Genomic DNA, 14,886 nt, shown 5'->3' on the forward strand with positions numbered 1-14,886 from the left:
TACGGTTTTCTTAAGCAGGATTAAAGCGGCCGGCGAAAATGCCGGCCGTTTCTTTTACTGTCGATCCCATGACGTCATCAGAACGGATAATGGTTGTAACCCATCTGTTCTGAAATTTTGCGCGCCGCAGTATGCAGCATCGATACGTAGTCATGCAGGTTTTCTTCGGAAAAACGCAGCGTCGGGAACGAGATACTCAGACCGGCAATCACCACGCCGAAACGATCGAATACCGGTACGCCAATACAGCGTAAACCTTCTTCTTGTTCTTCGTTATCTTCGCCATAACCCTGTTCGCGGACTTTATCCAGCACCGGCAGCAATGCCTCCGTGGTGGTGATAGTACGCCCGGTACTGCGTTTGTATTCGACGCCATCCAGAATCTGTTTCACTTCATCACGATCGCGCCAGGCCAGCAACACTTTACCAATCGCGGTGCTGTAGAGCGGGTTACGGCGGCCAACACGAGAATACATGCGCAGATTGTACATCGAATCAATCTTATGAATGTAAACGATGCTGTCTTCGTCCAGCGCGCCGAGGTGCACCGTCTCTTTCGTCAGACGAGAGAGTTCGCGCATCTGGATGTCCGCACTGCGGATAAGGTCAACATTCTGTAGCGCGCGAGCGCCCAGTTCAAACAGCTTCAGCGTCAGAGAATATTTCTCAGACTCCCCTTCCTGTGACACATATCCCAGTGTTTTCATGGTCTGTAAAAAGCGATAAACGGTGCTTTTTGACATCATGACGCGTTGTGATAACTCGGTAATCCCTATTTCGCGCTCTTCACCCAGCGCCTGCAGAATGCCAAAAACTTTCAGCACGGAAGATACAGAATCAGGCTGTTTATCCAGATCTGCGTTAGCCATCTATCACCTCATTACGAGTGTTTTATAAAAATCAGAACGATTTTTTATTATAATTTCATGGCATGGCGCCCGCAATCCATCTTTGCTTACTTCGTTACAAATCTGCGATATAACGCCTGAATATCAATGCTAAAATCACTACCCTGATCATATTCTTCGCAAAAACCATCAATCATATGAATAAATCCCAGACCGACGGTCTGCCGCTTCCGCAGCGATATGGCGCAATTTTAACCATCGTTATCGGTATTTCGATGGCGGTGCTGGACGGTGCCATTGCCAACGTGGCGCTCCCCACCATAGCCACTGATTTGCACGCCTCGGCTGCCAGCTCAATCTGGGTCGTCAACGCCTATCAGATAGCCATTGTCGTCTCATTACTGTCTCTATCATTTCTGGGCGATATGTTTGGCTATCGACGCATCTACAAATGCGGACTGGTGGTTTTTTTGTTGGCCTCACTGTTTTGCGCACTCGCGGACTCGCTACAGATGTTGACGATGGCGCGCGTTGTGCAAGGGTTTGGCGGCGCGGCGCTGATGAGCGTCAACACCGCCTTAATCCGTCTGATTTATCCTCAGCGCCATCTGGGGCGTGGGATGGGCATCAATTCTTTTATCGTCGCCGTCTCTGCGGCCGCTGGCCCAACCATTGCCGCGGCGATCCTCTCCATTTCTTCCTGGAAATGGCTGTTTCTGATTAATGTGCCGTTAGGGGTTATTGCGTTGATTCTGGCCATGCGCTTTCTTCCTCCCAATGGTTCGCGCAACCATAAACCACGTTTTGATATCCCCAGCGCCGTGATGAACGCACTGACGTTTGGTTTGTTGATCACCGCGCTGAGCGGTTTTGCACAGGGGCAGTCCCTGACGCTGGTCGGTGCTGAACTGGTGGCGCTGATCGTGGTGGGCTTCTTCTTTATCCGCCGTCAACTTTCATTACCGGTGCCGTTATTGCCGATCGACCTGCTGCGTATTCCGCTATTTTCACTGTCGATAGGCACGTCAATCTGCTCCTTCTGCGCACAGATGCTGGCGATGGTCTCCCTTCCCTTCTATCTGCAAACGGTGCTGGGACGTAGCGAAGTTGAAACGGGACTGCTACTCACTCCCTGGCCACTGGCAACGATGGTTATGGCTCCGCTGGCCGGGTATCTGATTGAACGCGTCCATGCCGGTTTGCTGGGCGCGCTGGGCCTGCTGGTGATGGCAAGCGGACTTTTTGCTCTGGTGTTGCTACCTGCTATACCCTCCGATCTCAATATCATCTGGCCAATGATCCTTTGCGGTGCCGGGTTTGGCTTATTTCAATCCCCCAATAACCACACGATCATTACTTCTGCGCCGCGCGAACGCAGCGGTGGCGCCAGCGGTATGTTGGGAACCGCCCGTCTGCTGGGACAAAGCTCAGGCGCAGCATTGGTCGCACTGCTGTTGAACCAGTTTGGGGATAACGGCACGCACGTTTCTCTGCTGGCGGCAGGGATTCTGGCGACCGTGGCCGCGGTAGTGAGCGGTCTACGCATCACGCAACCCCGGGCGCAGGCGTAAAAAAGCGCGTCCGCGGACGTAATGCCGCCCCTGTGGCTGTGTAAGCGTTCTGAGGAATAGAGCGAAGCGGGTAATACTGCCAGCCCGCGGCTTAGCTGGCTGGCATTACTCCCGCCGAAATCGGGTTGTTAATCACGGCGCACGAGTCGGAACACCAGCAACACCACAATGGCGCCGACCACGGCGACCAGGAAGCTGTGAAGATTAAAGCCACTGATCGTGCCGCCAATGCCAAACATGGTCGCCAGCCACCCGCCCACCACAGCACCCACGATGCCGAGAATACAGGTCAGGATGAAGCCGCCGCCATCACGCCCCGGCATGATCAATTTGGCGATAACACCGGCAATCAGACCAAATACAATCCAGGCAATAATTCCCATATTCAGACCCTCTTTTCAGGGAAACCATACGCAACAGATTCTTGCGCTTGTCCGTTAAGTATAGGCAACCCCTTGATCCTCGCTGTTTCTTTGGGACTGAATTATTTGTCTTTGGTAAAAAAATCACGCGTTTGTATTAAGTTCTTTTGCGTCTTGCCGATAAACGTTCGATAGACTGTCAGGCATCCAGGGGTCATTTCGCGTGAGTCATTATAATGAGCAGTTCCTGAAGCAAAATCCGTTAGCGGTGTTGGGCGTTCTTCGCGACGTAAACAGTAACCAGGTGCCATTGCGCATTTCCTGGTCCGGCGGGCAATTCATCAGCAAGATCCTTGACGTCTCGGCACAAAGACTGGTGATGGACTTTGGCAGTCAGCAAAACGAAAACCTCGCCGTGCAGAAGGCGCGCAATATTACCATCACTGCCGAAACCCAGGGTGCGAAGGTCGAATTTACCCTTGAGCAGTTGCAGAGCGGTGAATATCAGCAGCTTCCGGCCTTTATTACCCCGCTTCCACCGGCGTTGTGGTTTGTGCAGCGACGGGAATACTTTCGCATCAGCGCGCCGCTTCATCCTCCCTACGGGTGTACAGCGCAGATGCCGGATAACAGCACCCTGCGTTTTCGTTTGTTCGATCTTTCTCTCGGCGGAATGGGCGCACTGCTGGAAGGTCCGAGGCCACCAGGGCTCGCGGAAGGCATGCGTTTTTCGCAGATGGCGTTGGATATGGGGGAATGGGGCCTGTTTCACTTTGATGCACAGTTGATCTCTGTGACAGAACGCAAAGTGATTGACGGGAAAAATGAAACAATTTCCACTCCCCGCCTGAGCTTTCGTTTTCTCAACGTAGGCCCGGCGGCGGAGAGGGAACTTCAGCGGATTATCTTTTCCCTTGAGCGCGAAGCACGGGAGAGGTCGAACAAAGTGCGCGGCTGATTACATCGCATCCAGCGCACGCTGCAATTTATAGATGTAGCGCGGCGCCTGGGGGGCCGGATGGTTATCGGCAACGTGCTCAACAAACTCGTCGGCACTGAGATCGTTGATCTTGTTAATCGCCTTTTTCCGGTCAGAGGAGAACGTACGCAGCAGCGCGCCCGCACCGTTTGCGTAGGAGACCACCAGCGCGTACTGCATCACCTGCGGATCCTCAATACCAGCGAGCGGACCCGTCTCCAGAATACTCAGGTAGGCGGCCCCCATAGAAATATTACGTTCCGGATTTTTCAGTTCGCTGGTGGAGGGTTCACCGCTCCAGCCCATCCGACGATAGACATCGCGCCCTGACGTCGACGCTTTCAGCTGCATCAGCCCTATTGCATTCGATTTACTGACGGCATTGGGATTTCCACCTGACTCAATCGCGATGATTGCCGTAATCAATTGTGGGCTAACGCCCCACGCCGCACCGGCTTTTTCGCTGATCGGCATCCATTGCATGGCCCGCTTCACCGGCACTTCCGCGTTCCACGGCGGATTTTTATAATCTTGTTTTGAACTACAACCCGCAAGCAACACAATCAAAAAAGCAAACCATCTCAATTTCACGTCTTCTGTCCTTATCACCGCAACGCTTCGTTACTATAATCACCGTTGTATGCTGGATTAGCAAAGCGCCATCCGGCAAAACGTTCTACTATAGGCGGCATGATATACATTTGGTTTCTGTTGTAGCAAGGAATTGCCATGTCCCGGTTTCACTTAATTGCCCCCTCGGGCTATTGCATCAATCAGCACGCGGCTTTGCTTGGTATCCAGCGCCTTCAGGAGGCGGGGCACCAGGTCGATAATACGGCAGTGATCAGTCGCCGCGATCAACGCTTTGCGGGTACGGAATCAGAGCGTCTGGCGGACGTGAACCGCCTTGCGACGCTCACGGCAACCGACACGATTGTGATGCCCGTACGCGGCGGCTATGGTGCCAGTCGCCTGCTGGGGCACATCGACTGGCAGGCCTTGATCGCCCGGCAACGACAGGATCCGCTACTCATTTGCGGGCACAGCGATTTTACGGCAATTCAGTGCGGTCTGCTGGCGCTGGGTAATGTCATCACTTTCAGCGGTCCGATGCTGGCGGCAAATTTTGGCGCGCCGGAGCTGAATACGTTTACGCAAACCCATTTCTGGCAGGCGCTGCGCAACGCGCAGTACACGGTGGAATGGAACGGCGATGGCCCGGCGTGTCACACCGAAGGAACGCTGTGGGGCGGTAATCTGGCGATGCTGATTTCGCTGATTGGCACTCCGTGGATGCCCAAAATAGAAAACGGTGTTCTGGTACTGGAAGACATTAACGAGCACCCTTTTCGCGTCGAGCGCATGTTATTGCAACTGGTTGACGCCGGTATATTGAACCGGCAGAGCGCCATTGTGCTGGGCAGTTTTAGCGGTAGCACCCCGAATGAGTATGATGCGGGTTACGATCTCAACACCGTATATGCGTTTTTACGTGAGCGTCTGTCTGTTCCGCTGATTACCGGACTCGATTTTGGCCATGAGCAGCGAACCGTCACGCTGGCGTTAGGTGCGCATGCTGTGCTGCAACACGATCAAGCGGGCACCCAGCTCACCGTCTCGGGTCATCCCTTTCTTAAATCGTAAAAAAAACGGGCACAGGGGCTAAGTAACGCCCGTATGTCGCCGTTAATATGTTAATGTCAATAAATAAGAAAATGCGTAATTGAGGAGTAACCGAACGTTGGACGCCGCGGCAATAATCAGTCTTTTCATTTTGGGGTCCGTCCTCGTTACCAGCAGTATCTTACTCAGTTCATTTTCATCACGCCTTGGCATTCCGATTCTGGTTATCTTCCTGGCAATTGGTATGCTGGCTGGCGTCGATGGCGTCGGCGGCATTCCGTTCGATAATTATCCTTTTGCCTATATGGTCAGTAACCTTGCGCTGGCGATTATCCTGCTTGATGGCGGGATGCGTACGCAAGCCAGTTCGTTTCGCGTCGCGCTGGGCCCGGCGCTTTCACTGGCGACCGTTGGCGTCCTGATCACCTCCGGTTTAACCGGTATGATCGCCGCCTGGTTGTTTAATCTCGATCTGATTCAGGGTCTGTTAATTGGCGCCATTGTGGGGTCAACAGATGCCGCGGCAGTCTTTTCCCTGCTTGGCGGCAAAGGGCTGAACGAGCGTGTCGGCGCAACACTGGAAATCGAATCCGGCAGTAATGATCCGATGGCGGTGTTCCTGACCATTACGCTGATCGAGATGATTCAGCAGCACGAAACCGGCTTAAGCTGGATGTTCGCAGTGCACATTGTTCAGCAGTTCGGCCTGGGTATTTTGCTGGGATTAGGCGGTGGCTATTTGCTGCAGCAGATGATTAACCGTATCTCCCTGCCCGCCGGACTCTACCCGCTGTTAGCCCTGAGCGGCGGGATTCTGGTGTTTGCGTTGACCACGGCGCTGGAAGGCAGTGGGATTCTCGCGGTCTATCTGTGCGGTTTTTTGCTGGGCAATCGCCCAATCCGCAACCGCTATGGCATTTTGCAAAACTTTGACGGCCTGGCCTGGCTGGCACAGATCGGCATGTTCCTTGTGCTCGGACTGCTGGTGAATCCTTCCGACCTGCTGCCGATCGCCATTCCGGCTCTGATTCTCTCCGCCGGGATGATTTTCATTGCCCGTCCTCTCTCGGTGTTTATTGGATTGCTGCCGTTCCGCGGTTTTAATCTGCGTGAGCGCATGTTCATCAGTTGGGTGGGTCTGCGCGGCGCCGTACCAATCATCCTCGCCGTCTTTCCGATGATGGCGGGTCTGGAAAACGCCCGCCTGTTCTTTAATGTCGCTTTCTTCGTGGTGCTGGTTTCACTGGTGTTGCAGGGGACGTCCCTCTCCTGGGCGGCGAAAAAAGCGAAGGTGGTGGTTCCGCCCGTCGGCTGGCCGGTTTCACGCGTGGGTCTGGATATTCATCCGGACAATCCGTGGGAGCAGTTTATCTATCAGCTCAGCGCCGATAAATGGTGCGTCGGCGCGGCGCTGCGCGATCTGCATATGCCCCAGGAAACGCGTATTGCGGCGCTGTTTCGTGACAATGAGCTGTTTCACCCTACCGGCAGCACCCGTCTGCGTGAGGGCGACGTGCTGTGCGTCATCGGCCGGGAACGTGACCTCCCTGCACTGGGTAAGCTGTTCAGCCAGTCGCCTCCGGTGGCGCTGGATCAGCGCTTCTTTGGTGACTTTATTCTGGAAGCCAGTGCCAGGTATGCCGATGTGGCGCTGATTTATGGTCTGGAAGATGGGGCAGAGTATCGCGATAAGCAGCAAACGCTGGGCGAAATTGTTCAGCAACTGCTGGGCGCCGCCCCGGTTGTTGGCGACCAGGTCGAATTTGCTGGCATGATCTGGACGGTCGCAGAAAAAGAGGACAATCAGGTGCGTAAAGTCGGTGTCCGCGTCGCCGGGGAAGAAGACGAAGAATAGTGGCCCTGCCGGATGGCGCTACGCTTATCCGGCCTACTGAAGACTCCGCGTAGAGTTTGCTGTAGGCCGGATAAGGCGCATCGCGTCGCCATCCGGCAACATACATTAAGTTACACTGTCACAACAGGCACACGCAGCGCCAGTGAACACATCAGCTCATAACCCACCGTTCCTGCTGATTGCGCCACGTCGTCAATTTTGATCTCTTTCCCCCACAGTTCTACCGGCGTTCCGATGCCTGCCTGCGGGCATGGCGTCAAATCAACCGCCAGCATATCCATCGACACCGTCCCTACGGTTGTAGTGCGCACACCGTCCACCAGCACCGGCGTACCGCTCGGCGCATGGCGTGGATAGCCGTCCGCGTAGCCTGCCGCCACGATACCAATACGCTGTTCGCCCCTGGCGGTATAGCGCCCGCCGTAACCGACGCGGTCTCCCGCTTTCAGCGTCTGGACGCCAATGATTTCACTGCTGAGCGACATCACCGGTTTCAGCCCCGTATTGGCGATATCACGCCACTGACCTGACGGCGAAGCGCCATAGAGAATAATGCCTGGTCGTACCCAGTCAAAGTGCGCATCGGGATGCCACAGCGTGGCCGCAGAATTTGACAGTGAACGACGGCATTCCAGCCCTTCCGCTGCCTGCTCGATACGCGCCATTGCATTGTTGATCCCGTCAGGATGCTCGGCGTCGGCGAAGTGCGACATCAAAGTCATTTCACCGACGTTCGGCATCGCGCGCAGTTGCTGCCAGACCGTTTGCAGTCGATCCGGCAGAAAGCCCAGACGGTTCATGCCGCTGTTGACTTTCACGTAGACATCCAGCGGCGCCTTTAGCTTTGCATTCTGAATCGCTTTGAGTTGCCAGTTACTGTGAACGCAGGTGGTCAAACGCCAGGTATCGTACAGTTCCAGATCTTCAGCGTGGAAAAAACCTTCCAGCATCAGGACAGGCCCTTTCCAGCCGCGCTCACGCAGGGTAACTGCCTCTTCCAGATTGAGGAGAGCAAAACCGTCGGTGCTACCGAGCGCACTCCAGATTCGTTCTATGCCGTGTCCATAAGCATTGGCTTTCACTACAGACCAGACGCGGGCGTCCGGTGCGGCCTGACGCACTATGCTCAGGTTTTGTTTCATCGCCTGCAGGTCAATGCTGGCCAGTATAGGGCGGGTCATTTATCGTCCTTCTTAGTGATGTGCGCCATGCAGATGCCGGGGACGCGAAGGCGTAAAGTCTGCGCGGTAACGCGCCACGCTCAGATCGTCATAGGGAATGGCGGGCGTGCGACCCGACAGAATATCGCTCAGCAACTGTCCTGAACCGCAGGCCATCGTCCATCCCAGCGTTCCGTGTCCGGTATTCAGCAAAAGATTTTTGAAGCGGGTACGCCCCACGACCGGCGTTCCGTCTGGCGTCATCGGCCGCAGACCGGTCCAGAACGTCGCCTGTTCAATATGTCCCCCACGCGGGTAGAGATCGCGTACCACCATCTCAAGCGTTTCCCGACGAGGCTCGAGTAATTCCGTATTGAAACCGACAATTTCCGCCATACCGCCAACGCGGATACGCTGATCAAAACGGGTAATGGCGATTTTGTAAGTTTCATCAAGAATAGTCGAAACCGGCGCGCCATCCTCTTCCGCTACCGGAATCGTCAGCGAATAACCTTTCAGCGGATAGACCGGGATATCAACAATCCCTTTCAACATCGCCGTGGAATAAGATCCCATCGCCATCACGTACGCATCTGCTTTGATGATTTCATCACCACATTTCACGCCATAAATCTGCTCACCTTCGCAGAGCAGTTTATCCACTGGCGTATTAAAGCGGAATTTGACGCCCGCCTGTTCGGCCATTTGCGCCAGACGCTGGGTAAAGAGCTGGCAATCGCCGGTTTCGTCATTCGGCAGACGTAAGCCACCGGTCAGTTTGTGCGCCACTTCAGCCAGCGCAGGCTCAACCTCCGCCAGTCGACTGGCTTCCAGCAACTGATACGGCACGCCGGCGTCTTCCAGTACGGCGATGTCGCGCGTGGCATTCTCATACTGCTGTTCGGTGCGAAACAGTTGCAATGTGCCGCCCTGCCGCCCTTCATACTGGATACCCGTCGACGCACGCAGCGCTTTCAGACAGTCACGGCTGTATTCAGCCAGACGCACCATCCGCCCTTTGTTTTCCATATAGTGGCTGGTGTCGCAGTTGCGCAGCATTTGCCACATCCACTTCAACTGGAACTGTGTGCCGTCCAGACGAACCGCCAACGGCGCATGGCGCTGGAACATCCATTTAATCGCTTTCAACGGGACACCTGGTGCTGCCCAGGGCGCGGCATAGCCCGGAGAGATCTGCCCCGCATTCGCCGCGCTGGTCTCCAGCGCCGGACCCGGTTCACGATCGATGACGGTGACATCATGTCCAGCCTGACTCAGATACCAGGCGCTGGTCACGCCAACGACGCCACTTCCCAGTATGACAACTCGCATAGCCACTCCGTTAACAGTAAAAGAACAATCATCTAATTACATCTTGATAACTCAGTTGAAAATATTATTCAACATATGGCTTTTTTATGGTGACACACTTCACAGATAGCAGGCAGATCATTGAACTCTCTGCTTTGGCATCTCCTGCTGTGGCTTATTTTTATCCAGCATAAAATGTCGTCATATTCCCGAAATCTGGCGAGCTGACCAGCGGAAATCCCAAAGAAAATATTTCTTCACTGACACGGTTTTTAACCGGGTGTTCTATGCTTGAAATGAGGTGCTCCACACAGAGAGTGCCGCCAACAATGAGGGTGCGCGAATGGCTACGATTGATTCCATGAACAAGGACACCACACGGTTGAGCGATGGACCCGACTGGACGTTTGATCTGCTGGATGTCTATCTGGCCGAAATTGACCGGGTGGCAAAACTCTACAGACTGGACACCTACCCGCACCAGATTGAGGTCATCACCTCCGAGCAGATGATGGATGCCTACTCCAGCGTCGGGATGCCGATTAACTATCCTCACTGGTCGTTTGGCAAAAAATTCATTGAGACCGAACGGCTGTATAAGCACGGTCAGCAAGGACTGGCCTACGAGATTGTCATCAACTCTAACCCGTGTATCGCCTATCTGATGGAGGAGAACACCATTACCATGCAGGCGCTGGTGATGGCGCACGCCTGTTATGGACATAACTCCTTCTTCAAAAACAACTATCTGTTCCGTAGCTGGACGGACGCCAGTTCCATTGTTGATTACCTGATTTTCGCACGTAACTACATAACCCAGTGCGAAGAGCGATACGGTGTGGATGAGGTTGAGCGATTGCTCGACTCCTGCCACGCGCTGATGAACTACGGCGTTGACCGCTATAAACGCCCACAGAAAATCTCGTTGCAGGAAGAGAAGGCCCGCCAACAGAGCCGCGAAGAGTATCTGCAAAGCCAGGTGAACATGCTGTGGCGTACGCTGCCAAAGAAAGAGGAAGAGAAGACGATTGCCGAAGCGCGGCGTTATCCTTCCGAGCCACAGGAAAACCTGCTCTACTTTATGGAAAAAAATGCCCCGCTGCTGGAGTCATGGCAGCGTGAAATCCTGCGCATTGTGCGCAAAGTCAGCCAGTATTTCTATCCGCAAAAACAGACGCAGGTGATGAACGAAGGCTGGGCCACCTTCTGGCATTACACCATCCTGAACCACCTGTATGACGAAGGAAAAGTCACTGAACGCTTTATGCTGGAGTTTTTGCACAGCCATACCAATGTGGTGTTTCAGCCGCCTTACAACAGCCCGTGGTACAGTGGCATTAACCCGTACGCGTTGGGTTTCGCCATGTTCCAGGACATCAAGCGGATTTGCCAGTCGCCGACGGAAGAAGATAAATACTGGTTCCCGGATATCGCCGGTTCTGACTGGCTGGAAACGCTGCATTTTGCCATGCGTGACTTCAAAGATGAGAGTTTCATCAGCCAGTTCCTGTCGCCGAAGGTGATGCGTGATTTCCGTCTCTTCACGGTGCTGGATGACGACCGCCATAACTATCTGGAGATCTCCGCCATTCATAACGAAGAAGGCTACCGTGAAATCCGTAACCGCCTCTCGTCACAATATAATCTGAGCAATGTAGAGCCGAATATTCAGGTCTGGAACGTGGATCTGCGGGGCGATCGTTCCCTTACCCTGCGCTATATCCCGCATAATCGCGCGCCGCTGGATAAAGGCCGCAAAGAGGTGCTCAAGCATGTGCATCGGCTGTGGGGATTTGATGTGATGCTGGAACAGCAAAACGAGGACGGAAGCATAGAACTGCTGGAGCGCTGTCCTCCCAGGATGAACAGCCTGTAATACAAGAACCCCCTCATGATGAGGGGGTCCATTTTTAGCGGCCCTGAATGGCTAAATCACCAGGCAGGTTTTTCTGCATTCTGTGCCAGATTTCACCACTGTCATGTCCATAACGACGCACCGTTTCGTACACCTGATCGTGCGCGCCCTCCAGACACAGTTGCGACAGTTTATGATAGAAACCCAGTGCCAGGCTACGCGCTTCCGGATTGGCAAAGTAGTGACGGCCAATGCGGGTATACAGCCCTTTCATCCCGTTCAGGATCAGGCCATAAATCGGGTTGCCTGAGGCAAACGCCAGACCACGGAAAATGTTGTAATCAAGATCGGCAAACGCATCGGCGTGATCGGCCACTTCCTGCGCGGTCGCCAGCACTTCCTGCGCTTTATCGGGATGCTGACGAAACGCGGTGCGAATGAAGATGGTGGAGATGTTGGTGCGCACCGACAGCAGATTATCAATCAGTTGCGGAACGCTTTCATGATCGAGACGCGCCAGCGTTTCAAGAATATTAAGCCCGGACGTTTCCCAGAAGTTATTCACCTTCGTCGGTTTGCCATGTTGAATAGTCAACCAACCGTCTCGCGCCAGACGCTGCAGCACTTCACGTAACGTGGTACGCGTCACTCCGATAAGCTCAGAGAGTTCTCGTTCTGCAGGCAGGATAGTGCCAGGAGGGAAGCGGTTATTCCAGATACTTTCAATGATATACTCTTCCGCGAAACCCGCCGGGCTCTGCGCCTTAATGACCATAGTGAGATTTCCATTACACAGCAAAACATAGTTACACTCATCATACCAGACGGGTTTCACGCCCGATAGCAGACGCAATGAAGAAAAAGGGGATCAAGGCTTCATTTTCTTGATAACACAAACTGTTGAGGGGTAAAGGCTTGCCTGCTTTCAGACTGACCGTTACTCTTTGTGGCTAACCATAAAAACATCATTTCAATAAATAAGGTAAGGGAAACCATAATGGAACTCTCATGGGGCCGTGCCATCTGGCGCAATTTTTTAGGTCAGTCCCCTGACTGGTACAAACTCGCACTACTGATCTTCCTGATAGTTAACCCGCTGATTTTCATTATCAATCCGTTTGTCGCCGGCTGGCTGCTGGTAGCCGAATTCATCTTCACGCTGGCGATGGCCCTGAAGTGTTACCCGCTGCTGCCGGGCGGTTTGCTGGCCATCGAAGCGGTTATTATTGGGATGACCAGCGCCGCGCACGTTCGCGAAGAGGTGGCAAACAATCTTGAAGTCTTGCTGCTGCTGATGTTTATGGTCGCGGGCATTTATTTCATGAAGCAGTTACTGCTGTTTATCTTTACCCGGCTGCTGCTGAGCATTCGTTCCAAAACCCTACTGTCGCTGGCGTTTTGTGTGGCGGCGGCGTTTCTCTCCGCCTTCCTGGACGCGCTGACCGTGGTCGCAGTGGTGATAAGCGTCGCTGTCGGATTCTACGGCATTTATCACCGCGTGGCCTCTTCCCGCGGCGATGATAGCGACATCCTGGATGACAGCCATATTGATCAACACTACAAAACTGTGCTTGAGCAGTTCCGGGGCTTCCTGCGTAGCCTGATGATGCATGCCGGGGTCGGCACCGCACTGGGTGGTGTGATGACGATGGTGGGGGAACCGCAGAACCTGATTATTGCCAAAGCCGCTGGCTGGCACTTCGGTGATTTCTTCCTGCGGATGTCCCCGGTCACCATTCCGGTGCTGATTTGTGGCCTGCTCACCTGCGTGCTGGTGGAAAAAATGCGCTGGTTTGGCTACGGCGAAACGTTGCCGGAAAAAGTGCGTGACGTATTGCAGCAGTTTGACGATCAGAGCCGCCATCAGCGTTCCCGTCAGGACAGAGTCAAACTGATTGTGCAGGCGATAATCGGCGTCTGGCTGGTGATTGCCCTGGCGCTGCATCTGGCGGAAGTGGGTCTGATTGGCCTCTCTGTGATTATCCTCGCCACGTCGCTGACCGGCGTGACTGATGAGCATGCGATCGGCAAAGCGTTCACCGAATCTCTGCCATTCACTGCGCTTCTGACGGTCTTTTTCTCCATTGTCGCGGTGATCATCGATCAGCATCTCTTTTCGCCGATTATTCAGTATGTGTTGCAGGCATCAGAGCACGCGCAGCTGACGCTGTTCTATCTCTTCAACGGTCTGCTCTCGTCAATCTCGGACAATGTCTTCGTCGGTACTATCTACATTAACGAGGCCAAAGCGGCCATGGAAAGCGGCGCGATCTCCCTGCAGCAGTACGAGCTGTTAGCCGTTGCGATCAACACCGGGACGAACCTGCCGTCCGTCGCGACGCCAAACGGTCAGGCGGCATTCCTGTTCCTGCTCACCTCCGCACTGGCGCCGCTGATTCGTCTCTCCTATGGTCGGATGGTCTGGATGGCGCTGCCCTATACCATTGTACTGACACTGGTCGGTCTGCTGTGCGTTGAATTTACCCTGACGCCGATGACCGAGTGGATGATGCAAACCGGTTGGTTAGCTACACTTTCATAACAACTTACCGGGCATTTCACTGCCCGGTTTGCCTTTTTGCGTGATATTTATCCAATTACACAATATTTAAGTTTCTCCTGGTGGCGCTGTGATCGAATTGGTTTACACTGCCGTGTCTACGCATGTTGCAGGGAAATGATTATGTTGCGATATTTAAACCAGTGCTCACGGGGTCGCGGCGCCTGGTTATTGATGGCTTTTACTGCCCTGGCGCTTGAACTTGTCGCGCTGTGGTTTCAGCACGTTATGCTGCTTAAGCCGTGTGTACTGTGCATTTATGAGCGCTGTGCGCTGTTTGGCATCATGGGTGCCGGACTGGTGGGTGCGATCGCGCCTAAAACGTCGCTGCGTTATGTAGCGCTGATTATCTGGATTTACAGCGCATGGCGCGGTGTGCAACTGACATGGGAACACACCATGATCCAGTTGCATCCTTCTCCGTTCATGACATGTGATTTTATGGCGCGCTTCCCGAGCTGGTTGCCGCTGGACAAATGGTTGCCGCAGGTGTTTGTCGCCTCTGGTGATTGCGCTGAGCGTCAGTGGGAATTCTTGTCGCTGGAAATGCCGCAATGGCTATTGGGCATTTTCGTGGCCTATCTGGTCGTCGCGGTTCTGGTGCTGATTGCTCAGCCGCTTAAACCGAAAAGACGCGATCTGTTTGGTCGCTAATCTCAGACGCTCCCTGCCGGGAGCGTCTAACTGCTGACAAAGAAGGATAAAACGTGGTTTTTCCTTCTTTGTGGTTATCAGCCGAAAATCAATCAATTGATTTTCCTG

Annotated in this window: 13 protein-coding genes; 7 read left to right on the forward strand and 6 right to left on the reverse strand. The window is 53.9% G+C overall.

The annotated features are described in order from the left end of the window. Nucleotides 1–77: 77 nt before the first annotated feature. A complete protein-coding gene (gene kdgR / locus QNN88_RS06615; protein ID WP_046481145.1) occupies nt 78–869 on the reverse strand; it encodes a DNA-binding transcriptional regulator KdgR in 792 nt (263 codons plus the stop codon). A 176-nt stretch (nt 870–1,045) separates the two neighbouring features. On the opposite strand from kdgR, the gene QNN88_RS06620 reads away from it, so the two are divergent. Next, nucleotides 1,046–2,419: an MFS transporter gene (locus QNN88_RS06620; protein ID WP_414239505.1), complete on the forward strand. Its 1,374-nt coding sequence runs from the start codon at nt 1,046–1,048 to the stop codon at nt 2,417–2,419. A 128-nt stretch (nt 2,420–2,547) separates the two neighbouring features. Here QNN88_RS06620 and QNN88_RS06625 read toward each other — a convergent pair whose 3' ends face one another. Continuing rightward, nucleotides 2,548–2,802 (reverse strand): GlsB/YeaQ/YmgE family stress response membrane protein, encoded by a 255-nt coding sequence (locus QNN88_RS06625; RefSeq protein ID WP_414239506.1) that lies wholly within the window; start codon nt 2,800–2,802, stop codon nt 2,548–2,550. A gap of 202 nt (nt 2,803–3,004) precedes the next feature. Between QNN88_RS06625 and ycgR the strand changes: the two genes are divergently transcribed. Continuing rightward, entirely contained in the window at nt 3,005–3,739 is a 735-nt protein-coding gene (ycgR, locus tag QNN88_RS06630; RefSeq protein WP_414239507.1) for a flagellar brake protein YcgR, read from the forward strand. Here ycgR and emtA read toward each other — a convergent pair whose 3' ends face one another. Further along, nucleotides 3,740–4,351: a membrane-bound lytic murein transglycosylase EmtA gene (emtA, locus tag QNN88_RS06635; RefSeq protein ID WP_195293670.1), complete on the reverse strand. Its 612-nt coding sequence runs from the start codon at nt 4,349–4,351 to the stop codon at nt 3,740–3,742. 138 nt (nt 4,352–4,489) lie between these two features. Here emtA and ldcA point away from each other — a divergent pair, with 138 nt between their 5' ends. Continuing rightward, the gene (gene ldcA, locus QNN88_RS06640; RefSeq protein WP_414239508.1) at nt 4,490–5,404 is read left to right on the forward strand and encodes a muramoyltetrapeptide carboxypeptidase; all 915 of its coding nucleotides are present in this window, start codon (nt 4,490–4,492) and stop codon (nt 5,402–5,404) included. Between the two features lie 97 nt (nt 5,405–5,501). After that, the gene (locus QNN88_RS06645; protein ID WP_414239509.1) at nt 5,502–7,238 is read left to right on the forward strand and encodes a potassium/proton antiporter; all 1,737 of its coding nucleotides are present in this window, start codon (nt 5,502–5,504) and stop codon (nt 7,236–7,238) included. A 110-nt stretch (nt 7,239–7,348) separates the two neighbouring features. On the opposite strand, the gene dadX is transcribed toward QNN88_RS06645, so the two are convergent. After that, nucleotides 7,349–8,419 (reverse strand): catabolic alanine racemase DadX, encoded by a 1,071-nt coding sequence (gene dadX, locus QNN88_RS06650; RefSeq protein WP_414239510.1) that lies wholly within the window; start codon nt 8,417–8,419, stop codon nt 7,349–7,351. A gap of 12 nt (nt 8,420–8,431) precedes the next feature. Further along, nucleotides 8,432–9,730 carry a D-amino acid dehydrogenase gene (locus QNN88_RS06655; protein WP_414239511.1) on the reverse strand — a complete coding sequence of 433 codons (1,299 nt, stop codon included), beginning with the start codon at nt 9,728–9,730 and terminating at the stop codon, nt 8,432–8,434. 322 nt (nt 9,731–10,052) lie between these two features. Here QNN88_RS06655 and QNN88_RS06660 point away from each other — a divergent pair, with 322 nt between their 5' ends. Continuing rightward, nucleotides 10,053–11,585, forward strand: a complete 1,533-nt coding sequence (locus QNN88_RS06660) for a SpoVR family protein (RefSeq protein WP_414239512.1) — start codon at nt 10,053–10,055, stop codon at nt 11,583–11,585. A 34-nt stretch (nt 11,586–11,619) separates the two neighbouring features. On the opposite strand, the gene fadR is transcribed toward QNN88_RS06660, so the two are convergent. Then, complete coding sequence (fadR, locus tag QNN88_RS06665) at nt 11,620–12,339, reverse strand: fatty acid metabolism transcriptional regulator FadR (protein ID WP_414239513.1); 720 nt, start codon at nt 12,337–12,339, stop codon at nt 11,620–11,622. Nucleotides 12,340–12,561: 222 nt separating this feature from the next. On the opposite strand from fadR, the gene nhaB reads away from it, so the two are divergent. Continuing rightward, the gene (nhaB, locus tag QNN88_RS06670) at nt 12,562–14,106 is read left to right on the forward strand and encodes a Na(+)/H(+) antiporter NhaB (RefSeq protein ID WP_414239514.1); all 1,545 of its coding nucleotides are present in this window, start codon (nt 12,562–12,564) and stop codon (nt 14,104–14,106) included. Between the two features lie 141 nt (nt 14,107–14,247). Continuing rightward, nucleotides 14,248–14,778 (forward strand): disulfide bond formation protein DsbB, encoded by a 531-nt coding sequence (gene dsbB, locus QNN88_RS06675; RefSeq protein WP_414239515.1) that lies wholly within the window; start codon nt 14,248–14,250, stop codon nt 14,776–14,778. The last annotated feature ends 108 nt before the right edge of the window (nt 14,779–14,886 follow it).

Source organism: Citrobacter sp. ANG330 (assembly GCF_047467925.1).
Lineage (GTDB): Bacteria > Pseudomonadota > Gammaproteobacteria > Enterobacterales > Enterobacteriaceae > Citrobacter_A > Citrobacter_A amalonaticus_G.